Source organism: Phenylobacterium sp. (genome assembly GCF_041919955.1).
Lineage (GTDB): Bacteria > Pseudomonadota > Alphaproteobacteria > Caulobacterales > Caulobacteraceae > Phenylobacterium.
The window spans coordinates 46176-67411 of the sequence record NZ_JAYRSU010000005.1; the positions used below are offsets into that span (position 1 = coordinate 46176).

The window sequence follows — 21236 nt, forward strand, 5'->3', positions numbered from 1 at the left end:
GCCTACTTCACCGCCGCCTGGATCGATGGCCTGAAGCTGACGATCGTCGGCCTGAACGACGGCGTGCAGAAGTACGCCAAGACCCTGACGCTCAACACCAAGAAGCCCTTCCTGTTCGAGGCGAACTGGGCCGGCATCGACAAGCTGACCTTCACCACCTACCTCGACCAGTGCAGCACCAAGGGCCGCCAGTTCGTGATGGACAACTTCAAGTTCATCTCGGGCGTGCCCGAGCCGGACACCTGGGCCCTGATGATCGCCGGCTTCGGCGGCGTGGGAATGATGATCCGCACCAGCCGCCGGCGCGAGGCCCGCGCCGCGGCCTAGGCCCGCGGATAGAGGATGATCTGAGTACAGCGGAACGCGGCCATCAGCTTGCCCGTGGCCGCGTCCTCGACCCGGGCGTCCCAAACCTGGGTCGTGCGCCCGCCGTGCAGAAGGGTGGCGGTGCAGACCGCCTCGCCTTCGCGCAGGGTGCCCATGAAGTTGGCCTTCACCTCGGCCGTGGTGAAACCGTTCGCCCCTTCCGGCCAGACCGTCGAGACGCCATAGGCGCAGAGGATGTCGGCCACCGACAGCACCGCCCCGGCCAGAAGATAGCCGGTATGGGCCACGAGGTCGGGCCGCACCTTCAGCCGCCCGACGACCTTGCCGTCGGCGACCTCAGTGATCTCCAGCCCCAGATGGCCGGGCAGCTTGCCCACATTGGCCTGGTTCAGCTTTTCGACGCTGGTGTGGTTGGTGGTGGCGGCCATGGCTTGCTCTCCTGGGTGGAGAGATCATGCGGCCGATTCCGCAAGCTGCTAAAGCCCGTCCATGAGCGACGCCATCTGGATCCAGACCAGTTTCCACACCGCCTTCAAGTGCGGCGGATGGGCCTATGTCCGCCGTATCGGCGGAGACGTCTACGGCCAGGCCGGCGGCGAGCGCTACACCTCGCCCCAGCGCATGGCGCTGGGCGCCCTGATTGCGGCGCTGAAGGACCTGCCCCCGGGCGCGATCGCGATCCAGATGGACGACGGCGCGGTGGCGCGCACGGCGGCCCTGATCGCCGCCGGCCGCCCGCCCCATGGCGAAGAGGCGCCGGCCGAGGATCTTGATCTCTGGGCCAGGCTCACCGCTGCACTGGCCGGGCGCAACCCGGCCTTCGCCATCGCCCGGCCCTCGAAGACCAGCCCCACCGGTTTCGCCGCCGCCTGGGCCGAGCTCGCGCGGGACAAGGCCAACGCCCAGGGTGCGTTCGTCTCGGCCATCCCCAAGCCCAACCTCGCCAAGGTCCCTGGCCTCCTTCTATAGTCGCGCTTCCCGCAGCGAGCCCGCCCTTGATCCTCGACGACATCGTCCTCCGCCTCGCCCCCCTCCGCCCCCCGGCCGGCCCGTTCGTCATTGGGGTGACGGGGTCGGTGGCGGTCGGCAAGAGCACGTTCGCCCAGCAGCTGGCCGAGCGCCTGGGGACCGGCGTCGGCGCGGTCGAGATCGCCTGCACCGACGGCTTCCTGATGCCCAACGCCCGGCTCGAGGCGCTCGGCCTCCTGGGCCAGAAGGGGATTCCGGCGACCTACGACCATGCCGCCCTGCGCAGCGTGCTGACCGGCGTGCGGACCGGTCCGGTCAAGATCCCCGCCTATTCGCATGTGATCTACGACGTCGATCCTTCGCTGGCCCGGCGGATCGATCCGCCCCAGGTGCTGCTGGTCGAGGGCCTCACCCTGCGCCACCCGGACACCGGCCCGCCCGGCCTGCTGGACGCCCTGATCTATCTGGAAGCCGACGAGGCGGACCTGGAACGCTGGTACGTCGCCCGCTTCCTTCAGCTCTGGGAGGCGGCCGAGCATGATCCAACCTCGTTCTATGCGCGTTTCCGCGGCATGACCCGAGAGCAGACCGACGCCCTGGCCCGCATGGTCTGGCGCGACGTGAACCTCAAGAACCTCCATGACCACATTGTCCACGCCCGCCCGCTCGCCGACCTCGTGGCGCGCAAGGGACCAGACCACGCCATCCTGTCGGTGAGCCCGCCATGACGCCCGCGACTCAAACGCCCGACGTCGCCGAAGCCCGCCCAGGCGTCAGCCGCAACGCGCTGATCCTGCTCGCCGCGTGGATCGCCGCGGGCGCGGCCCTGGCGGCCGCACCGGCGGAGCTGGCGGGGCGGCTGCTGACGTTCGTCTTCGTGATCCTCGGCTGGATCCTGGCCGTGATGGCGCACGAGTTCGGCCACGCCTTCGTCGCCTACAAGGCCGGCGATCACACCATCCGCGCCAAGGGCTACCTGACCCTCGACCCACTGAAGTACGTGGATGTCGGCGTCTCTATCGTCATCCCGATCCTGGCCGTGGTGCTGGGCGGCATCGGCTTTCCGGGTGGGGCGGTGTATCTGCGCGAGGACTTGATGCGTAACCGCGTCTGGCGGGCGCTCGCCTCTCTGGCCGGCCCGATCGGCACGCTGCTGGCGATGATCTTCCTGATCGTCCTGCTCTGGGGCGTGGCCTTCTCGCCGCTCGACACCCCCGGCGCGCGGATGCTGTGCGACGCCCTGGCCTTCCTCGCCTTCCTCCAGGCGACCGCCTTCGTGCTCAACCTGCTGCCCGTGCCGGGCCTTGACGGTTACGGGGTCATCCGCCCGTTCCTGCCCCAGGCCTGGCGACAGGGCCTGCGCAAGTTCGAAGGCCTGGCGATGGTGGCCCTGTTCCTGGCGATTTTCCTTTTGCCCGGCGCCTCACGCGTGATCTTCACGCCGGCCCTGTTCCTGACCGACGTCGCCGGCCTGCCGCGCGAGATGATCCAGGCGGGCTGGGACGCGTTCCGGTTCTGGCGAAGCTAGGCGGCCTGGGTATCGCCCGGTCGGCTCATCGGCCCGGCGAAGGTGCTGACCTTGCGCTTTCCCTGCCAGAGTTCGGCGCCGTAAGCGCGAGCGCGCAGCGCGGCCTGTTCGAGCGCCGCCTCGTCCGAGGGGCAATTCCATTCCTCGACGTCGGAAAACTTCCCAGCCGAGTTCAGCACGTAGAACCGATAATCCATGGCGTGACACCTTCCGTATCGCCAACCGCCGCAAGCTGGGCCGGGTTCCTTCAACCATTGCTTAACCCTGGCGCCGTCCTGTGCCAGTCTTGGAACAGATGACGAACGCGCCGATTCTCATGAACGCTCCGCTCCGCATCCTCGGCCTCGATCCCGGCCTGCGCCGCACAGGCTGGGGGGTGATCGCGGTGGAGGGCGCGCGCCTGACCCACATCGCCCATGGCGTCATCACGCCCAAGGACAGCCTGCCCTTCGCCGAGCGCTTGCTGGTGCTGTTCGAGGCGATCGCCCAGGTGGTCGAGGCCCACGCTCCGCACGAGGCGGCGGTCGAAGAAACCTTCATGAACAACAACGCCGCCTCGGCCCTGAAGCTCGGCCATGCGCGGGCCATGGCGATGATCGTGCCGGCCCGCGCCGGCCTGCCGGTGGCCGAATACGCCGCCACCGTGGTCAAGAAATCCGTGGTCGGGACCGGCGCGGCCGAAAAGGACCAGGTCGGCTTCATGATCGCCCGCCTGCTGCCCACCGCCGGCAAGACCACCGCCGACGCCGCCGACGCCCTCGCGGTGGCGATCGCTCACGCCCATCACCGCAAGCTGCGCCGCATCGGAGCGGCCGCATGATCGGTCGCCTGCGCGGGCTGGTCGCCGAGATCGGCGAGGAGGAAGCCCTGATCGACGTGGCCGGGGTCGGCTATGTCGTGCGCTGCGGATCGCGCACCCTGGCCCACCTGCCGCCGCTGGGCGAGGAGATCGTCCTTCACATAGAAAGCCAGTGGTCCGAGGCCCACGGCCTCAAGCTCTACGGCTTCCTCGGCCGCGACGAGCGCCGCGCCTTCGTCACCATGCTGGCCATCCAGGGCGTCGGCCCGAAGGCCGCGCTGGCCGTGCTCGACGTGCTGAGCCCCACCGACCTCGTCGGCGCGGTGGCGCGCGAGGACAAGGCCGCCGTCGCCCGCGCCAACGGAGTCGGCCCCAAGCTCGCCCTGCGCCTGATCACCGAGCTGAAGGACAAGCAGCTGACCGACGGCCCGGTCGCGGCCTTCCACGCGCAGATCCATGCGCCCGCCGCCCCGCTCGCGCCCAGCAATGTCGGCGAGGCGGTCGCCGCCCTGCTTGGCCTCGGCGTCGCCGAGGTCAACGCCCGCCGCGTGATCGAACAGGCCGCCCTCCGCCTCGGCGACGACGCCGAGATCCCGGCGCTGATCAAGGCCGGCCTGCAGGAGCTGGGACGGTGACCCGGATCGTCTCGCCCGACGCCCAGCCCTTCGAGGCGGGCCCGCACGACAAGGCCCTGCGGCCGCAGACCCTGGCCGAGTTCGTCGGCCAGGAGCAGGCCAAGGGCAATCTCAAGGTCTTCATCGAGGCGGCCAAGGCGCGCGGCGAGGCGCTGGACCACGTGCTGCTGTTCGGCCCGCCGGGCCTGGGCAAGACCACCCTGGCCCAGATCGTGGCTCGCGAGCTGGGGGTGAACTTTCGCGCCACCAGCGGCCCGGTTCTGGCCAAGGCCGGCGACCTGGCCGCCATCCTGACCAACCTCGAGCCGCGCGACGTGCTCTTCATCGACGAGATCCACCGCCTGGCGGCCAACGTCGAGGAGATCCTCTATCCGGCCATGGAGGACCATGTCCTTGACCTGGTGATCGGCGAGGGGCCGTCGGCCCGCTCGATCCGCATCGACCTGGCGCCGTTCACCCTGGTCGCCGCCACCACCCGCGCCGGCCTGCTGGCCACGCCGCTGCGCGATCGCTTCGGCATTCCGCTGCGGCTGGAATTCTACACCCACGCCGAGCTCGGCAAGGTGCTGACCGGGGCCGCGGCCAAGATGGGCCTGGGCCTAGCGCCCGACGGGGCCGGAGAGATCGCGGCGCGCTCGCGCGGCACGCCCCGGGTCGCCGGCCGCCTGCTGCGCCGGGTGCGCGACTTCGCCGCCGCCGACGGAGTTGAGGTGATCGACGGCAAGGCGGCCGCCCGCGCCCTGGCCCGGCTCGATGTCGACCAGGCCGGGCTGGACGCGCTCGATCGCCGCTACCTCCAGGCCATGATCGACAACTACGGCGGCGGCCCGGTCGGCGTGGAGACCATCGCCTACGCCATCGCCGAGGCCAGGGATGCGGTCGAGGACGTGATCGAGCCGTTCCTGATGCAGCAGGGCTTCATCCAGCGCACACCGCGCGGCCGTATCGCCTGCGCCAAGGCCTATGCGCACCTGGGCCTCACGCCACCGCCCCAACCGACGCCCGGCGGCCAACCGACCCTGTTCGACGAATAGCCGGCGCCCGCCCCCGCTCACGTGTCATCCCGGTTTCGGCGCAGCCGAAGACCGGGACCCATTCGCGCCTGATCGTGAAGAATGGGGGCGTGGCCGAGCCGCATCCTGGTCCATCTGGTGTTGATGGGTCCCGGACAGCCGCAGCGCGGCTTCCGGGATGACATTCGAGGTATGAGCGCCCCTCAGCCCAGCGGCTGCAACGCCACGTCCAGGAACCGCCGCAGGGTCGGGGTCGCGTCGTCCGCGCGCCAGACAAGACCGCTTTCCAGATAGGGCCCCTCGCCCGGCAAGCTCATGTAGCGCACGCCCGTCCGCGCCAGGTGGCGCATGGAGGCGGGGACCAGCGCCACCCCGATCCCGGCCGAGACCAGGGCGATGATGGTCTGCATCTGGATCGCCTCCTGCACGATCCGCGCGCCGCCGGTCAGGGCCTTCAGCGTCTCGATCGCCAGGTCATAGAAGGCCGGCGCCACGCGCCGCGGGAAGATCACGCCCGCCGCCCCGACCAGGGCGTCCGGCGCCAATCGATCGCCTTCGTGCGCCAGCCGTCCCTCCTCGACCCAGCTCTGCGGCACGGCCGCGACCAGCGGCTCGACCAGAAGGCGGCGATAGTTCAGGCGCTCCAGCAGCCCGCCCGGCGGCGGAATGACGATTCCGGCGTGGCCGTGACCGTCCAGCAAGGCGGCGATCTGCACGTCGCTGGTCGCCTCGCTGAGCGCGATCTCGACCTCGGGATTCAGCGCCGAATAGCGCCGCACCAGGGTCGGCAGGATGCTGTAGTCGGCTGTGCTGACGAACGACAGCTCCAGCCGCCCGGTCTCGCCGTCGCGTAGCTGGCGCGCGATCTCGGGAAGCGCCTCGAGCCCCTCCACCGCGGTCTGCACGTGCGCCAGCCACTGGGCGCCGAACGGCGTCAGCGCCACTTGCCGCTTGGTGCGTACGAACAGCGCCGCGCCCAACTCCCGCTCCAGCGCCATGATCGACTGGCTGAGCGGCGGCTGGGTCATGCCGAGCTGTTCGGCCGCACGGCCGAAGTGCAGGGTCTGCGCCACCGCCAGGAAGTGCCGAAGCTGGCGAGTCTTCAATATATATCCCCAACGACCTAATAAGCGCGCCGTAATATATTTCACCAATAGGACGTCATTGGCTACGGATAGGCGCGCGAAATTTCCGCCAGGACCCCACCCCATGCCGACCTATCGCTCCCGCACCACCACTCACGGCCGCAACATGGCCGGCGCCCGCGGCCTGTGGCGCGCCACCGGTATGAAGGATAGTGACTTCGGCAAGCCGATCATCGCGGTGGTCAACTCGTTCACCCAGTTCGTGCCGGGCCACGTGCACCTGAAAGATCTGGGCCAGCTGGTCGCCCGCGAGATCGAGCGCGCCGGCGGCGTGGCCAAGGAATTCAACACCATCGCGGTCGACGACGGCATCGCCATGGGTCACGACGGCATGCTCTATAGCCTGCCCTCGCGCGAGCTGATCGCCGACAGCGTCGAGTACATGGTCAACGCCCACTGCGCCGACGCCATGGTCTGCATCTCGAACTGCGACAAGATCACCCCCGGCATGCTGATGGCTTCGCTGCGGGTCAACATTCCGACCGTGTTCGTCTCCGGCGGCCCGATGGAGGCCGGCAAGGTGATCCTGAAGGGCAAGGAGGTCGCGCTCGACCTGGTCGACGCGATGGTGGCCGCCGCCGACGACAAGATCTCGGACGAGGAGGTCGCCACGATCGAGCGCTCGGCCTGCCCGACCTGCGGCTCCTGCTCGGGCATGTTCACCGCCAACTCGATGAACTGCCTGACCGAAGCCCTCGGCCTGTCGCTGCCAGGCAACGGCTCGACGCTCGCCACCCACGCCGACCGCGAACGCCTGTTCCTGGAAGCCGGCCACCTGATCGTCGACATCACCCGCCGCTATTACGAACAGGACGACGCCTCGGTGCTGCCGCGTTCTGTCGCCTCGTTCAAGGCCTTCGAGAACGCCATGAGTCTCGACATCGCCATGGGCGGCTCGACCAACACCGTCCTGCACCTGCTGGCCGCCGCCCACGAGGCCCAGGTCGACTTCACAATGGCCGACATCGACCGCCTGTCGCGCAAGGTGCCGTGTCTTTCCAAGGTCGCTCCGGCCAAGGCCGACGTCCACATGGAAGATGTCCACCGCGCCGGCGGCATCATGGCCATCCTCGGGGAACTCGACCGCGCCGGCCTGCTGCACACCGACCTGCCGACCGTCCATTCCAAATCCATGGGCGAGGCGCTCGACCGCTGGGACATCAAGCGCACCAACAGCGAGGCCGTGCAGACCTTCTTCAAGGCCGCGCCCGGCGGGGTTCCGACCCAGGTCGCCTTCAGCCAGAGCCGCCGCTGGGAGGAGCTGGACCTCGACCGTGAGGGCGGCGTCATCCGCGAGGCCAAGCACGCCTTCTCGCAGGACGGCGGCCTGGCCGTGCTGTTCGGCAACCTCGCCGAGGACGGCTGCATCGTGAAGACGGCCGGGGTCGATGAGGAGATCCTGAAGTTCAACGGCGTCGCCCGCGTCTTCGAAAGCCAGGATGCGGCGGTCAGCGCCATCCTGACCGGCAAGATCGTCGCCGGCGACGTGGTGGTGATCCGCTATGAGGGCCCCAAGGGCGGGCCGGGCATGCAGGAGATGCTCTATCCGACCAGCTACCTGAAATCGAAGGGCCTGGGCAAAGCCTGCGCCCTGATCACCGACGGCCGCTTCTCGGGCGGCACTTCGGGCCTGTCGATCGGCCACGTCTCGCCGGAAGCGGCCGAGGGCGGGGTCATCGGTCTGGTCGAGGATGGGGACGCCATCGTCATCGACATCCCGCAGCGGATCATCCGTCTCGACGTCTCGGATGCGACTCTGGCCGAGCGACGCGCGGCCATTGAGGCCAAGGGCGCGGGCGCCTGGAAGCCGGCGACCGAGCGCAGGCGCGCCGTCTCCCCGGCATTGCGCGCCTACGCGGCCATGACCACCAACGCCGCCCGCGGCGCCGTGCGCGACGTCAGCCAGGTCGAATAGCCGCCAGCTGTCATCCCGGTTTCGGCGCAGCCGAAGACCGGGACCCATTCGCGCCTTGCCTTGAAGAACGGGGTACGGCCCAGCCGTATCCTGATCCACCCGGTGTTCATGGGTCCCGGTCCTGCTTCGCAAACCGGGATGACACGGATTGAGGCTGGCCGCTTCGCGGCCGCGCCCCTAAACCTTGACGCCATGCAGACCCCGATCCCCAGCGCCGGCCTGATCGACGGGCGCGAGCACGTCCTGCCCGTCCGCGTCTATTACGAGGACACCGACTTCACCGGCGTCGTCTATCACGCCAACTACGTCCGCTATTTCGAGCGCGGCCGGTCCGACTTCCTGCGCGTGGCCGGCGTCCATCACGCCGACCTGCTGGACCGCGCGGATCCGGCCGCCTTCGCCATCGTGCGCATGGAGATCGACTTCAAGCGCGCCGCGCGCATCGACGACGCCCTCGCCGTGCGCACCACCTATGACGCGGCCCGCGGCCCGCGGCTCTTCATCTCCCAGCGAATCACCCGCGGGGAGGAACTGATCTGTGCGGCCCAGGTCGAGGCTGCCTGCATCGACCTGGCCGGCCGGCCGCGAAAGCCGCCTGCCGGAATGCTGGAAACCCTGCGGCCGTACTTCGCGTAAGGTTTCCGTAAAACCGCCTTCACCTTTTCCGCGTTAGAAGCCGGTTAACCCAAACCGGCGGCCTTAAGATCGCCACTGCGCGCGGTTTGAAGTCGTGCGCCTGACTATCAACCGGAGCCCCAGGAGCGCATGGACCCCGCCGCGATCACCGCCGACAGCTTCAGCTTCATCAACCTGTTCATCCGCGCCGACTGGGTCGTGAAGCTGGTGATGATCGGGCTGATCCTCGCCTCGCTGTGGTCCTGGACCGTGATCATCGAGAAGACCCTGCGCCTGACGCGGCTCAACAAGGAGGCGGCCTCCTTCGAGGACCAGGTTTCGACCGGCCGTCCGCTGGAGGAGATCGCCGCCGAGGCCGGCGAGCGCCCGACCGCCGCCCTGCCGCGCATGCTGCAAGGGGCGCTGAAGGAATGGCGCGACGCCCGCGGCCGCGGCCTGAGCGAGAGCCAGGTCGCCTTCCTGATCCAGCGCATCGACCGCATGCTCGACACCACCATCGCCCGGGAAAGCGCGCGGGTGGAGAATGGCCTCGGCTCTCTGGCCATCGTCGCCACCGCCTCGCCCTTCGTCGGCCTGTTCGGCACGGTCTGGGGGATCATGAAGGCCTTCCAGTCGATCGCCGTGGAGAAGTCGACCAACCTGGCCGTGGTCGCCCCGTCGATCGCCGAGGCTCTGTTCGCCACCGCCATCGGCCTGATCGCCGCGATCCCCGCCTATATCGCCTACAACAAATTCTCGACCGACGCGGGCAAGTACGCCGGCCGTCTGGAAGGTTTCGCCGACGACCTGTCGACCGCGATCCAGCGCCGCCTGGCCGAGCGGGGCTGATCCATGGCCTTGTCCGCTCACGACGCCTTCTCCGCCGGCGGCGGGTCGCGCCGCCGGCGTGGCCGCCGCTCACGCGGGGCGCTGTCCGAGATCAACGTCACGCCGCTGGTCGACGTGATGCTGGTGCTGCTGATCATCTTCATGGTGTCCGCCCCGCTGCTGACCAGCGGCGTCGAGGTCGAGTTGCCGAAGACCGAGGCCGCCGCCATGGAGGACCAGAACGAGCACCTGACCGTCTCGATCCGCGCCGACGGCTCGCTGTTCATCCAGGATGACGCCACGCCGTTCTCCAGCCTGGCTCCGCGCCTGCGCGCCATGGCCGGCGAGGAGACCAAGCGGCCGATCTATGTCCGCGCCGACGGCCGCGCCTCGTACGCCGTGGTCGCCCAGGTGATGGCGGCGCTGTCGACCTCCGGCTTCACGACCATAAATCTCATCACCGATACTGGCGGGCCGTCCTCAGGCGGCGAGCCCCTGAGGCGTTGATGGCGCGCGAGCGGTCCGAATTCTCCGGTCCGATGCTCGCCTCGGCGCTGCTGCACGCCGGGGTGATCGCGGCCGCCCTGATCTCGTGGCCCTGGGCGCGGCAGCTGCCGCTCGGCTCGGCCGTGCCGATCAACATCGTCGCCAACGCCCCGGTCACCGATCTGGCTCCCGCCGAGCAGGGGCCGGAAGACCAGCTCGCCCAGACCGAGGAGCCGGTTCCCGAGGCTCCCGCGCCGCCAGCCGCCCCGCCGCCGGCGCCGGCCCCGCCGACCCCGACGCCACAGCCGACTCCGAAACCTGTCCCGGCTGCGCCGAAGCCTGCGCCTACACCGGCGCCGACGCCGAAACCCGCGGCCAAGCCGACGCCTGTTCCGGCCAAGCCCGCTCCCGCCAAGCCGGCGCCGCGGGCTGAGAAGAGCCTCGACCTCGACGCCCTGGCCGCCAGCGTGGCCAAGAGCAGCCAGCGCTCCTCCGCCGCCAAGGGGCCGGCTCGTCAGGCCACGGCGCCCGAGTCGCGGCCCGACCTCGGCTCGGGCCAGGCCGCCGCCGCCATCGCCGGCATGAGCGACGAGATCCAGAAGCGCTGGAACCCCAACTGCGAAGTCGAGGGCGGCCGCAACGTGCGGCTCCAGCTGGCGTTCACCCTCGGGGCCGGCGGCCAGGTCGACGGCAAGGTCGACGCCCAGGGCGCCGAGCACTCGTCCGATCCCGTGGTGAAGGCCGCAGCCGAGCGGGCGATCCGCGCCGTCTACGCCGCCGCCCCCTTCACTCGCTTGCCGCGCAACCTCTACGGCCAGCGCTTCAAACTGAACTTCAGGACCAGCGAGGCCTGTTCGTGACCAAGGAGACCCGCCCCATGCGCATGAAGTCCCTGGCGATTGCGCTCGTGGCCGCCCTCGTGTCGGCGGCGGCGATCACCGCGCCCGCCCGCGCCCAGATCGAGGTCGACATCAACCGCGGCGACATCAAGCCCCTGCCCATCGCCATCCCCGCCTTCGGCGGATCGCAGGGCGCCGAGATCGCCCAGGTCATCACCGGCAATCTCGAGCGTTCGGGCCTGTTCGCGCCGATCCCGCAGAGCGCCTTCATCGAGCAGACCCTGGACGTCAACGTCCAGCCGCGTTTCCCCGACTGGAAGACCATCAACGCCCAGGCCCTGCTGAACGGCCAGGTGACCGTCGAGGGCGGTCGCCTGACGGTCAATTTCCGGCTCTGGGACGTCTACGCCCAGCAGCAACTGCTCGGCCTGCAGTTCACCTCCACCCCCGACAACTGGCGGCGCGTCGCGCACAAGATCTCCGACGCGGTCTATGAGCGGCTGACCGGCGAAAAGGGCTATTTCGACACTCGCGTGGTGTTCGTGGCCGAAAGCGGCGGAAGGCTCGACCGCAAGAAGCAGCTGGCGATCATGGACCAGGACGGCGCCAACCCGTCCTATCTGACCGACGGCTCGTCGATCGTCATGACCCCGCGCTTCTCCTCGACCAGCCAGGAGATCACCTACATGGCCCTGCGGCCGGAGGGCTCGTCGGTCTATCTGTTCAACCTGGAGAGCGGCCGGCGCGAGACCCTCGGCAACTTCCCGGGCATGGTCTTCGCGCCGCGCTTCTCGCCCGACGGCGGCCGCGTCGCCTTCTCGGTCGAACGCGGCGGCAACACCGACATCCACGTCATGGACCTGCGCAGCCGCACCACCTCGCGCCTGACCGCGGACCCGTCGATCGAGACCTCGCCCTCATTCTCCCCGGATGGAGCGAGCATCGTCTACACCTCCGACCGCGGCGGCAGCGCCCAGCTCTATGTCATGGGCGCCAACGGCGGCGGCAGCAAGCGCATCTCCTTCGGATCTGGACGCTACACCACGCCGGTCTGGAGCCCGACCGGCGAATACATCGCCTTCACTCGGCAAAACGGCTCGGAGTTCCATATCGGCATCATGCGTCCCGACGGTTCGGACGAACGCATCCTGACCACCAGCTACCTTGACGAAGGCCCCACGTGGGCGCCCAACGGCCGGGTTCTGATGTTCAGCCGGGAAACGCCTGGTGGAGCTCCGCGTTTGTGGACCGTGGACGTGACGGGACGCATCCAGCGCGCGGCGCCGTATCCGGGCGCCGGCACCGATCCGGCCTGGTCGCCTCTGCTCAATTAACTAGTGTTTTGAAGTCCAATTTTCCCGCCCAACGGTCTTTTGACATGTCCGGTAAAGGAAAAGCCGGGTAGAACGAGGAACAGGCTGTGGGAACCGCCGTCATCGCAACACCAAAAGGAGAAGCCAACGTGCAACGCTTCAGTACCAAGCACGCCCTTCGACTGGCCCTGGTCGCCGCCGCCGCCGTCTCGATGACGGCCTGCGCGTCCAAGCCCAAGCCGGCTCCCACGCCGGAACCGCCGCCCGCCCCGGCTCCCGCGCCCGCGCCCGAACCGGCCCCCGCCCCGCCGCCGCCCACCGCCTCGATCATTCCGGGCTCGGCCGCGGACTTCGCCCAGAACGTCGGCGACCGCGTGTTCTTCGACCTCGACCGCTACGACGTCCGCGCCGACGCCGCCCCGGTGCTCGACGCCCAGGCCGCCTGGCTGGTGCGCTATCCGAACGTCCAGGTCCGCATCGAAGGCAACGCCGACGAACGCGGCACCCGCGAATACAACCTCGCCCTCGGCTCGCGCCGCGCCAACTCGGTGAAGGAACACCTGGTCTCGCGCGGGGTCGCCCCGTCGCGCGTCGCCACCGTCTCCTACGGCAAGGAAAAGCCGATCGATCCGGGCACGACCGAGGAAGCCTATCAGCGCAACCGTAATGGCCACACGGCCATCGTCAGCGGCGCCCAGTAAGGCTAGGACCGATGTATGCGAGAGGGGGCCTTCGGGTCCCCTCTTTGCATTTGGGCTCTACTGCCGCCGAGCCGCGCTCATTCTTTGATTCCCCGGCCGAACAGCCCCATTTTGGCCGTCCGCATTTGTAGATGATGACGCCTATGAAGCTCCCCGTGCTCGCCCTCTGCCTGTTCGCCACCGCCGCGGCCGCACCGCTGGCCGCCGCCCAGACGCCGATGGACCCGCTCGACGCGCGCGACGCGCGGCGGATCGACAAGATGGAGCAGGTGGTCCGCGAACTGCGCGCGATCGTCTTCCAGGGCCGCGACATCGGCAAGCCGGTCGTCGTCCAACCGGCTGAGACCGACTATCAGCTGCAGGAGGTCACGCGCCGCTTGGCCGACCTCGAGCAGAGCATGACCCGCATGACGGGCGACCTCGAGAGCGCCAACCGCCAGGCCGAGCTGGCCAAGCGCGACGCCGAGCAGCTGCGCGCCGAGAACAAGTCCCTGGCAGACCGCCTGGCCAGCCTGGAAAGCCGCGCCCTGGCCGAAACCGTGGCCCCGCCCGACGGCCTGGCCGGAGGCCCGTCCAGCGGACTGCCGGCTGGGGACCTCTTCACTCAGTCGCGCCAAGCCCTGGCCTCCGGCGACTATGCCGCCGCCGAGAACGGCTTCCGAGAATATGTCGACGCCCACGGCGAGACGTCCAAGGCGCCGGAAGCGCGCTACTGGCTGGGCAAGGCGCTGAGCGCCCGTGGCGCTCATGCCGACGCCGCCGGCTCCTACATCGCCGCCATTCGCGGCTGGCCCTCGACCAGCTGGGCGCCTGACGCGGTGGTCGAGCTGTCGCGTTCGCTGATCGCCCTGAAGAAGCCGGCCGACGCCTGCCAGACCCTGGCCGAACTCGCCAAGCGCTATCCCAAGGCCTCGACCACCGTGCAGACCCGCGCGGCCCAGGCCCGTAGCCAGGCCAAGTGCGCGGCCTGATCGACGACGCGTTCGCCCACGGCGTCCACGCCGTTCTCGACCGCCGACTTGCGCCCGCGTCGGCCGCGCCGGTCGCACTGGCCCTGTCCGGCGGCGGGGATTCGGTCGCACTCGCCCTGATCGCCGCCGACTGGGCGCGCGCCCGCGGCCGCGCCCTGCTGATCCTGACCGTCGATCATCGGCTGAACCCCGCGAGTGGAGGCTGGACGCGGGCCTGCGCCGACCTTGCCGCCCAACTGCGCGCCGACTTTCTCGCCCTGGCCTGGGAGGGCCAGAAGCCCGCCGCCGGTCTGCCCGCTGCGGCCCGCGCCGCCCGTCACGGCCTGCTGGCCGCCGCCGCCCGAGCGGCCGGCGCGCGCGTCATCCTCATGGCCCACACGGCCAGCGACATAGACGAGGCCGCCGCCATGCGCGCCGCGGGCTCCACGACGCCCTCGCCGCGGGAATGGGCGCCGTCGCCGGCCTGGCCTGAGGGGCGCGGCCTCTTCCTGCTGCGGCCCATGCTGCATCTCTCCCGCGCTGCGATCCGACAATGGCTCGCCGCCCGGGGCGAGACCTGGATCGAAGACCCTGCCAACGCCGACCTGCGCTTTTCCCGCGCCAGGGCCCGCGCCGCAGCCCCTGCGCCCGCCGAAGCGCCCTCTGAGCCTGAGCAGTCCCCGCTGGAGATCGAGACCGACCTCGCCGGCGCCCTGCGTGTGTCCCGGGCATCTCTGACCCCACGCCTCGTCGCCTTGGCCGGCCTCTGCGCGGCCGGGACCAGCCGCCCGCCGCGCGCCGACAGTCTGGCCCGGATCGCCGCTCTGCTGGCGGGCGAAGAGGCATGGATCGCCACCCTGGCCGGGGCGCGGCTGGAAGCTGGCGCGCGCGACGTCCTTTTCCTGCGCGAGCCGGGAGAGCTGAGCCGCAGGCCGCCGCCCCCGCTCGTCGTGCAGGCCGGAAAGGCCGGCGTCTGGGACGGCCGCTTCGAGATCATGGGCCCCGGCCGTATCGTCGCCCTCGCCGGCCACGCTTCGCGCCTGCCGACGATGCAACGCGAGGCCCTGCAGGCCCTGCCGCCGAAGGCCCGGCCCGGCCTGCCATTCGACCTGGACACCCTGTCCAGCCCGGCCCTGACCGGCCAGGCCGTCAGTCTGGTGGAGGAACGGCTGCTTGCCGCCTACGGCGTGATCGACCGCGAACCCGCCTAGCGGGCCGTCTTCAGCACGTGCTCGACACCGGCGACGATCGGGTCGGCGAAGGCCTTGCCCAGCAAGCTGGCGTGGTTGGCCCCCTTGACGTGGTCGACATAGCCGCGGCTCGACCGCTGCGCCGGAACCATCTGCAGGGCCTTCAGCGCGGCGCCGGTGCGCGCGTCGCCAGCCGTCACCACCGCAACCGGCAAGTCGGCCGGGAAGGCGCCCGCCTCGCGCCCCATGGCCGAGGTCGCGGGCCAGGCCTGCACCTCGCGCGCCGCCCAGCGCGTGTGGCCCGCCGAGCCGTAGATGCGCCGCTTCTCGCTCCGCGCCTCGCCCTCCAGCCCGATCAGGTCGCCGATCACCAGCGACACGGGCCGCATGAAGCCCGCCGAGGCCCAGGCTCCAACCACCTTCATCGCCCCGCGATAGGCGTGGATGCCGGCCGCAGCCCGGCGCACCTGGATCATCTCGGGCGTCACTGCATCGACCAGCACTACGCCCAGCACGCGCTCTGCATTGCGCGGCACGAACACCCGCGCCATCAGCCCCGCCATCGAGTGGCCGACATAGACTAGCGGCCCGTCCTCATCGAGCCTGTCCAGCAGCGCCTCCAGATCCTCGGCGATGGCCCGTCCATCGCGTGGATCTGGGCCGGGGTCTGAATAGCCCAGGCCGGCGCGGTCATAGGCGAGGCTGCGCAGCCCCCGCGCCGCCAGCCGTTGCTGCACCACCGCCCAGTCGGCCGCGCAGCCGAAGGCGCCGCATTCCAGCACCACCAAGGGCGCGGCGTCAGCCGGCCCCGCCGCAACCGCCCGCAGGCGTCGCCCGCCGATGTCGATCAACGCCCCGCGGGATGGATGAAATCCGCCCGCGTTCATCTGCAAACCTTGAGCATCTTCCCAATCTAGTCGAGGTTGCCCGCCGATCCAGGGAGAGGAACCTTCATGCTGCGGACAATCTTGGGCGTGGTGCTCGGCGCGATCGTCGCGGTGATCGTCGTCGGGGTCGTCGAAGGCGTCGGCCACACCATCTTCCCGCCGCCGCCGGGCGTGAGCCTGACCGACCCGGCCCAGATGGCGACGGTGATGAGCAGGATCACTTTTCCGGCCAAGATCGCCGTGCTGCTGGCCTGGGTGCTCGGCACGCTGGCCGGCGCCTCGGCCGGCGACGTGATCGCCGGCCGCCGCGCATGGGCAGGCCGGATCGTCACCCTGGTCGTCCTGGCGCTCTCGATCTTCAACATGATCACCATTCCGCATCCGGTCTGGTTCATGATCGCCGCGGTGCTAGGCATCCTTGCCGCCGGCGCCCTGGCCGACCGCGCCTTCGGCAAGCCGCGGACGGCCTAGGTTCCTACTCCGCCACCGCGAGTGTCGCCGAGGGCCGTTCGGCATCGCCCGCGGCCTTGGCCTTCGCCTTGCGCTTGCTGGCCGGCCATTCGCCAACCTGGGCCACGCGCACCTTCTTCGAGTAAGACGCGGCCGTCCTCAGCGGCAGATCCTGGACGGTCTCGAACTCGCGGCCGATGAAGGCGACCGGGTTCAACGGCGTGTCACCGCGGCGAATCTCGAAATGCAGGTGAGGACCGGTGGAAATGCCGCTCGAGCCGATGCGGCCGATGACCGTCCCGGCGTCGACCGCCACGCCGGCGCGCGCGGTCTTCTCGATGCGGCCGAGATGCGCATAGAAGCTGGAGAGGCCGTTCTCGTGCTTCACCTCGACATAGCGCCCGTAGGAGGCGCTGGTCCCCGCGCGGACGATCACCCCGTCCTCGACGGCCTGGACGCGTGTGCCGGACGGCGCGGCGATATCGACCCCCTCGTGCAGGCGCCCATGAGTCTCCCATGGCATCCGGCGCAGGCCGAACGGCGAGTTCACGGCATGGCCGGGGACAGGCTCGGAGAAGTCGAAAGCCGGTTCCGGCTCGGGCGGCGGGACGACAGGCTCGACGACTGCCTGGTAGGCCGGTTCCGGCCTGGCTGTCAGGGTCGGCACGACGCTCGTGGCGAAGGCGGCCGTCACGACGCCCAGGGTCGCCGCCGCCGCAATCAGCCCTTCGACCCAGAAATGGCGCAGGCCGCCAGGTGCGGCCAGATCAGATGAAATCAAAAAAAACCCTCTTACAGTACAGTCGAGCTTAAATGAGCTCCGCTAGAGGTGATGCGGGCTCTCTGCGACGACGCCCCTCCAGGCGTGGCGTCTTCTATGGAGCGCCTTCTAGACCAAAAATGGACGGAGAGGACTCACCGATGTGGCGCATATTGCCGCGCCGCCGGAACCTTTCGCGGAAAGCGGAGCACGGCCCGCCAACGGCGCCGCTTATATTTCGGCGGCCTTTCCAAAAAGCAAAAGGGGCGCGCCCTGCAGCGCGCCCCTTCTCCGCAAGGGTTCCGATGCTCGACGATCAGAGGCCCTTGAGGATCCCTTCGACCATTTTCTTGGCGTCCCCGAACAGCATCATGGTGTTGTCCCGGAAAAAGAGTTCGTTCTCGACCCCGGCGTAGCCCGAAGACATGCCGCGCTTCACGAAGAGGACGGTGCGGGCCTTTTCGACGTCCAGGATCGGCATGCCGAAGATCGGGCTCTGCGGGTCGGTCTTGGCGGCCGGGTTGGTGACGTCGTTGGCCCCGATCACGAAGGCCACGTCGGCGGTCGAGAACTCGGAGTTGATGTCCTCGAGCTCGAACACCTCGTCATAGGGCACGTTGGCCTCGGCCAGCAGCACGTTCATGTGGCCCGGCATCCGTCCGGCGACCGGGTGGATGGCGTACTTCACCTCCACGCCCTCTTCCTTCAGGGTGTCGGCCATCTCGCGCAGGGCGTGCTGGGCCTGGCTGACCGCCATGCCATAGCCGGGGACGATGATCACCTTGCTGGCGTTCTTCATGATGAAGGCCGCATCGTCGGCCGACCCTTGCTTGACCGGCCGGGTCTCGACCTTGCCGCCTGCGGCCGCGGCGCTGTCGTCCGCGCCGAAGCCGCCCAGGATCACCGAGATGAAGGATCGGTTCATCCCCTTGCACATGATGTAGCTGAGGATGGCGCCGGACGAGCCGACCAGGGCCCCGGTGATGATCAGGGTGACGTTTTCCAGGGTGAAGCCCAGCGCCGCCGCGGCCCAGCCGGAATAGCTGTTCAGCATCGACACCACGACCGGCATGTCGGCGCCGCCGATCGGAATGATCAGGGTGACGCCGATCAGCAGGCTGAGCGCGAAGATCGCCCAGAAGGCCCACAGCGCCTGACCGCCGCTCATCACCAGCACCACGATCAGGCCGACGATGGCCAGCGCGATGACGATGTTCAGCAGGTGGCGGGCCGGCAGCAGGATCGGCGCGCCCGACATATTGCCGTTCAGCTTGGCGAAGGCGATCACAGAGCCGGTGAACGTGATAGCGCCGATGGCCAGGCCCAGGCTGAGCTCGATCAGCGAGTTCAGGTGCACGTGGCCATCCGGCGTGGCGATGCCGTAGGCGGCCGGCGTGTGGATGGCGGCGACCGCCACCAGGCAGGCCGCCATGCCGACCAGGCTGTGGAAGGCGGCGACCAGCTGCGGCATCGAGGTCATGGCGACCTTGCGGGCGATGACCGCGCCGATGGTCCCGCCCACGGCCACGCCGCCGATGATGAGACCGAGCGTCAGCACGTCCAGCTTGCCCTGCCCCCAGAGGGTGGCCAAGGCGGTGCCGATGGCGATGGCCATGCCGATCATGCCGTTGCGGTTGCCCGCCTGGCTGGTGGTCGGCGACGACAGGCCCCGCAGGGCCAGGATGAAGAGCACGCCCGAGACGAGATAGGCGATCGCAGCGAGATTGGCGTTCATGATGGTCCCCCCGATCCCGCTTACTTCTGCTTCTTCTTGTACATCGCCAGCATCCGCTGAGTGACGAGGAAGCCGCCGAAGATGTTGACCGCCGCGAAGGCCGCGGCGATGGCCCCGGCGCCCTTGGAGATCAGGATACTTCCGGTCAGGGCCTCGCCGGAACCGCCGCCGGCGGCGGCCGCCAGCAGGGCGCCGACGATGATCACCGACGAGATGGCGTTGGTCACCGCCATCAGCGGCGTATGCAGGGCGGGCGTCACGCTCCAGACGACGTAGTAGCCGACGAAGATCGCCAGGACGAAGATCGCCAGGCGGAAGACGGTGGGATCGACAGCTTCCATGGATGGCCCTCCGATCAGGCGGTCAGGTTGGGATGGACGACTGCGCCGCCCTTGGTGACGAGCGCGGCCTTCAGGATCTCGTCCTCGTAGTCGGGGGCGAACTTGCCCTCCTTGTCGAGGAAGAGCCCGGCGAAGGCGAAGAGGTTGCGGGCGTAGAGGGCGCTGGCGTCGGCGGCGATGCGGCCGGGCAGGTTGGCCCTGCCCAGGATCTTGGCTCCGTTGGCGGTCTCGACCACTTCGTTCAGCTTCGCGCCCTCGACGTTGCCGCCCTGCTCGATGGCCAGATCCACCAGCACCGAACCCGGCTTCATCGAAGCGACCTGGGCGGCGCTCACCAGCTTCGGCGCGGGCCGGCCGGGGATCAGGGCGGTGGTGATAACGATGTCCTGCTTGGCGATGTGGCTGGAGACCAGTTCGGCCTGCTTGGCCTGATACTCGGCGCTCATCTCCTTGGCGTAGCCGCCGGCGGTCTGGGCGTTCTTGAACTCCTCGTCCTCCACCGCCAGGAACTTGGCGCCCAGGCTCTCGACCTGCTCCTTGGTGGCGGGCCTGACGTCGGTGGCGGTGACGACCGCGCCCAGACGCCGCGCGGTGGCGATGGCCTGCAGGCCGGCGACGCCGACCCCCATCACGAACACCTTGGCGGCCGCGACCGTGCCGGCCGCAGTCATCATCATCGGCATGGCCTTGCCATAGGCCTCCGCCCCCTCGATCACGGCCCGATAGCCGGCGAGGTTGGCCTGGGACGACAGCACGTCCATCACCTGCGCGCGGGTGATCCGCGGCACGAACTCCATGGCGAAGGCGGTGGCGCCCTTTTCGGCCAAGGCCTTCAGGGCGTCCTTGTCGACATACGGATTGAGCGTGGCGGCCACGATGGCGCCGCTCTTCAGGGCCGCGATCTCCTCGTCGACGGGCGCGCGCACCTTGAACAGGATGTCGGCCTTGCCGATCGCGTCCTTGGCGCTCTTGGCCAGCGTCGCGCCGGCGGCTTCATAGTCGGCGTCCGGGAACGAAGCGGCGCCCCCGGCCCCGCTTTCCACGACGACCGAGAAACCTGCGCCGATGAGTTTCTTCACCGTCTCGGGGGTCGCGGCGACGCGCGTCTCCCCGCCGCGGCGTTCCTTGGTCACGGCGATGACTGTCATGCGCCCCAGAGCCCCCCTCTACCTCTAAATCTTGAGGCGACCATAGAAGCCGCCGCGAGACGTTGTCTAGCGACGGAACAGCGGCATTCAAACAATTGTTTGAGGCGAGAGCGCCAGGGGCCTCGGGTTTGGTCGCATTCCCGTCGCCCTTGGTCGCAGCCGCCGTCGCGTCCGTCGAACGATTGCTGACGCGCAAGCTCTTCGGCGGCACCGCTCACCCGCTCAATCCAGAAAAAGTCGGTGACCTATGAAAAGAACTGCGCTCGTCCTGGCCGCGGCCGGGCTCCTCTCGGCTCTATCGGCTGCGCCCGCCCTGGCCGAAGGCGTCGTCCGCCCCGGCGACATGACCCTCTCGTGCGAAGCCCTGGCGGCCGAGATCAACCAGCTCGAAGAGGCTCAGGTAAAGAAGGCCCAGCGCGCCGAATCCGGACGCAAGTTCATGGGCTTGGCCGGAGCGGCCTTCAACGCGGCGGCCCCCAGCCTGATGGCCCGCGCCGGCAACGGCGAAGGCGCCCAGATCGCCTCCAGCCTGTTCGGCCAGCTCCAGGCCCAGGCCGCCGCCGCCCCGGTGCAGGAGACCGCGCCGGCGGCCGACACCAGCGTTCAGGCCCGCCGGCTGGAGCGCGTGAAGAGCCTCTTCGCCGAGCGGAGCTGCTGAGCCC

The 21236-nt window shown here is 69.4% G+C and carries 25 protein-coding genes and 1 pseudogene; 18 read left to right on the forward strand and 8 right to left on the reverse strand.

All coding sequences use genetic code 11. The annotated features are described in order from the left end of the window. Nucleotides 1-219: 219 nt before the first annotated feature. A pseudogene (locus ACE3T2_RS06045) lies at nt 220-327 on the forward strand (PEPxxWA-CTERM sorting domain-containing protein); the annotation flags it as partial. On the opposite strand, the gene ACE3T2_RS06050 reads toward ACE3T2_RS06045, so the two are convergent. Then, complete coding sequence (locus ACE3T2_RS06050) at nt 324-755, reverse strand: PaaI family thioesterase (RefSeq protein WP_374655745.1); 432 nt, start codon at nt 753-755, stop codon at nt 324-326. The pseudogene ACE3T2_RS06045 and the gene ACE3T2_RS06050 sit on opposite strands and share 4 nt — an antisense overlap. A gap of 61 nt (nt 756-816) precedes the next feature. On the opposite strand from ACE3T2_RS06050, the gene ACE3T2_RS06055 reads away from it, so the two are divergent. Genes ACE3T2_RS06055 through ACE3T2_RS06065 form a run of 3 tightly spaced genes read left to right on the forward strand, consistent with a single transcriptional unit; the run spans nt 817 to nt 2824 of the window. Beyond that, entirely contained in the window at nt 817-1296 is a 480-nt protein-coding gene (locus tag ACE3T2_RS06055) for a ribonuclease H (RefSeq protein WP_374655747.1), read from the forward strand. Between the two features lie 26 nt (nt 1297-1322). Continuing rightward, nucleotides 1323-2024 (forward strand): hypothetical protein, encoded by a 702-nt coding sequence (locus ACE3T2_RS06060; protein ID WP_374655749.1) that lies wholly within the window; start codon nt 1323-1325, stop codon nt 2022-2024. Then, the gene (locus ACE3T2_RS06065) at nt 2021-2824 is read left to right on the forward strand and encodes a site-2 protease family protein (protein ID WP_374655751.1); all 804 of its coding nucleotides are present in this window, start codon (nt 2021-2023) and stop codon (nt 2822-2824) included. The genes ACE3T2_RS06060 and ACE3T2_RS06065 overlap by 4 nt, the downstream gene beginning before the upstream one ends. Here ACE3T2_RS06065 and ACE3T2_RS06070 read toward each other — a convergent pair. Beyond that, on the reverse strand, nt 2821-3021 hold the full coding sequence (locus ACE3T2_RS06070; RefSeq protein WP_374655753.1) for a hypothetical protein: 201 nt from the start codon (nt 3019-3021) through the stop codon (nt 2821-2823). The genes ACE3T2_RS06065 and ACE3T2_RS06070 overlap by 4 nt on opposite strands. Nucleotides 3022-3140: 119 nt before the next feature. On the opposite strand from ACE3T2_RS06070, the gene ruvC reads away from it, so the two are divergent. The 3 genes from ruvC to ruvB are packed head-to-tail and all read left to right on the forward strand — an operon-like array spanning nt 3141 to nt 5292. Continuing rightward, nucleotides 3141-3644 (forward strand): crossover junction endodeoxyribonuclease RuvC, encoded by a 504-nt coding sequence (ruvC, locus tag ACE3T2_RS06075; RefSeq protein ID WP_374655755.1) that lies wholly within the window; start codon nt 3141-3143, stop codon nt 3642-3644. Continuing rightward, nucleotides 3641-4258, forward strand: a complete 618-nt coding sequence (gene ruvA, locus ACE3T2_RS06080; protein WP_374655757.1) for a Holliday junction branch migration protein RuvA — start codon at nt 3641-3643, stop codon at nt 4256-4258. Before ruvC ends, ruvA begins: the two co-directional genes overlap by 4 nt. Then, a complete protein-coding gene (gene ruvB / locus ACE3T2_RS06085; RefSeq protein ID WP_374655759.1) occupies nt 4255-5292 on the forward strand; it encodes a Holliday junction branch migration DNA helicase RuvB in 1038 nt (345 codons plus the stop codon). Before ruvA ends, ruvB begins: the two co-directional genes overlap by 4 nt. A 182-nt stretch (nt 5293-5474) precedes the next feature. Here the strand turns inward: ruvB and ACE3T2_RS06090 are convergent, their stop codons facing one another. Then, nucleotides 5475-6377, reverse strand: coding sequence for a LysR family transcriptional regulator (locus tag ACE3T2_RS06090; protein ID WP_374655761.1), 903 nt, complete (start codon nt 6375-6377; stop codon nt 5475-5477). Nucleotides 6378-6480: 103 nt separating this feature from the next. On the opposite strand from ACE3T2_RS06090, the gene ilvD reads away from it, so the two are divergent. The 9 genes from ilvD (at nt 6481) to tilS (ending at nt 15274) form a co-directional block, all read left to right on the forward strand. Beyond that, nucleotides 6481-8331 (forward strand): dihydroxy-acid dehydratase, encoded by a 1851-nt coding sequence (gene ilvD / locus ACE3T2_RS06095; protein ID WP_374655763.1) that lies wholly within the window; start codon nt 6481-6483, stop codon nt 8329-8331. Between the two features lie 192 nt (nt 8332-8523). Next, a complete protein-coding gene (gene ybgC, locus ACE3T2_RS06100) occupies nt 8524-8967 on the forward strand; it encodes a tol-pal system-associated acyl-CoA thioesterase (protein WP_374655765.1) in 444 nt (147 codons plus the stop codon). A gap of 129 nt (nt 8968-9096) precedes the next feature. Continuing rightward, nucleotides 9097-9795, forward strand: a complete 699-nt coding sequence (gene tolQ / locus ACE3T2_RS06105; protein ID WP_374655767.1) for a protein TolQ — start codon at nt 9097-9099, stop codon at nt 9793-9795. A 3-nt stretch (nt 9796-9798) separates the two neighbouring features. Then, a complete protein-coding gene (locus tag ACE3T2_RS06110; protein WP_374655769.1) occupies nt 9799-10281 on the forward strand; it encodes an ExbD/TolR family protein in 483 nt (160 codons plus the stop codon). Beyond that, a complete protein-coding gene (locus ACE3T2_RS06115) occupies nt 10281-11120 on the forward strand; it encodes an energy transducer TonB (protein ID WP_374655770.1) in 840 nt (279 codons plus the stop codon). The genes ACE3T2_RS06110 and ACE3T2_RS06115 overlap by 1 nt, the downstream gene beginning before the upstream one ends. A gap of 23 nt (nt 11121-11143) precedes the next feature. After that, nucleotides 11144-12433, forward strand: a complete 1290-nt coding sequence (gene tolB / locus ACE3T2_RS06120; protein ID WP_374656056.1) for a Tol-Pal system beta propeller repeat protein TolB — start codon at nt 11144-11146, stop codon at nt 12431-12433. A gap of 191 nt (nt 12434-12624) precedes the next feature. After that, nucleotides 12625-13113, forward strand: coding sequence for a peptidoglycan-associated lipoprotein Pal (gene pal, locus ACE3T2_RS06125; RefSeq protein ID WP_374656058.1), 489 nt, complete (start codon nt 12625-12627; stop codon nt 13111-13113). A gap of 143 nt (nt 13114-13256) precedes the next feature. After that, entirely contained in the window at nt 13257-14084 is an 828-nt protein-coding gene (gene ybgF / locus ACE3T2_RS06130; protein WP_374655772.1) for a tol-pal system protein YbgF, read from the forward strand. Further along, nucleotides 14072-15274 (forward strand): tRNA lysidine(34) synthetase TilS, encoded by a 1203-nt coding sequence (tilS, locus tag ACE3T2_RS06135; protein WP_374655774.1) that lies wholly within the window; start codon nt 14072-14074, stop codon nt 15272-15274. The genes ybgF and tilS overlap by 13 nt, the downstream gene beginning before the upstream one ends. On the opposite strand, the gene ACE3T2_RS06140 is transcribed toward tilS, so the two are convergent. Next, entirely contained in the window at nt 15271-16140 is an 870-nt protein-coding gene (locus ACE3T2_RS06140) for an alpha/beta fold hydrolase (RefSeq protein ID WP_374655776.1), read from the reverse strand. The two genes, tilS and ACE3T2_RS06140, sit on opposite strands and share 4 nt — an antisense overlap. Nucleotides 16141-16206: 66 nt before the next feature. Between ACE3T2_RS06140 and ACE3T2_RS06145 the strand changes: the two genes are divergently transcribed. Then, nucleotides 16207-16611, forward strand: coding sequence for a hypothetical protein (locus ACE3T2_RS06145; protein WP_374655778.1), 405 nt, complete (start codon nt 16207-16209; stop codon nt 16609-16611). Nucleotides 16612-16615: 4 nt separating this feature from the next. Here ACE3T2_RS06145 and ACE3T2_RS06150 read toward each other — a convergent pair whose 3' ends face one another. From ACE3T2_RS06150 to ACE3T2_RS06165, 4 genes are all read right to left on the reverse strand, one after another. Continuing rightward, nucleotides 16616-17371 carry a M23 family metallopeptidase gene (locus ACE3T2_RS06150; protein WP_374655780.1) on the reverse strand — a complete coding sequence of 252 codons (756 nt, stop codon included), beginning with the start codon at nt 17369-17371 and terminating at the stop codon, nt 16616-16618. 295 nt (nt 17372-17666) lie between these two features. Continuing rightward, nucleotides 17667-19085, reverse strand: a complete 1419-nt coding sequence (locus ACE3T2_RS06155; protein WP_374655782.1) for an NAD(P)(+) transhydrogenase (Re/Si-specific) subunit beta — start codon at nt 19083-19085, stop codon at nt 17667-17669. 20 nt (nt 19086-19105) lie between these two features. Continuing rightward, nucleotides 19106-19426: a proton-translocating transhydrogenase family protein gene (locus tag ACE3T2_RS06160; RefSeq protein WP_374655784.1), complete on the reverse strand. Its 321-nt coding sequence runs from the start codon at nt 19424-19426 to the stop codon at nt 19106-19108. Nucleotides 19427-19440: 14 nt separating this feature from the next. Beyond that, the gene (locus ACE3T2_RS06165; protein ID WP_374655786.1) at nt 19441-20574 is read right to left on the reverse strand and encodes a Re/Si-specific NAD(P)(+) transhydrogenase subunit alpha; all 1134 of its coding nucleotides are present in this window, start codon (nt 20572-20574) and stop codon (nt 19441-19443) included. Between the two features lie 247 nt (nt 20575-20821). On the opposite strand from ACE3T2_RS06165, the gene ACE3T2_RS06170 reads away from it, so the two are divergent. Beyond that, the gene (locus ACE3T2_RS06170) at nt 20822-21232 is read left to right on the forward strand and encodes a hypothetical protein (protein ID WP_374655788.1); all 411 of its coding nucleotides are present in this window, start codon (nt 20822-20824) and stop codon (nt 21230-21232) included. The last annotated feature ends 4 nt before the right edge of the window (nt 21233-21236 follow it).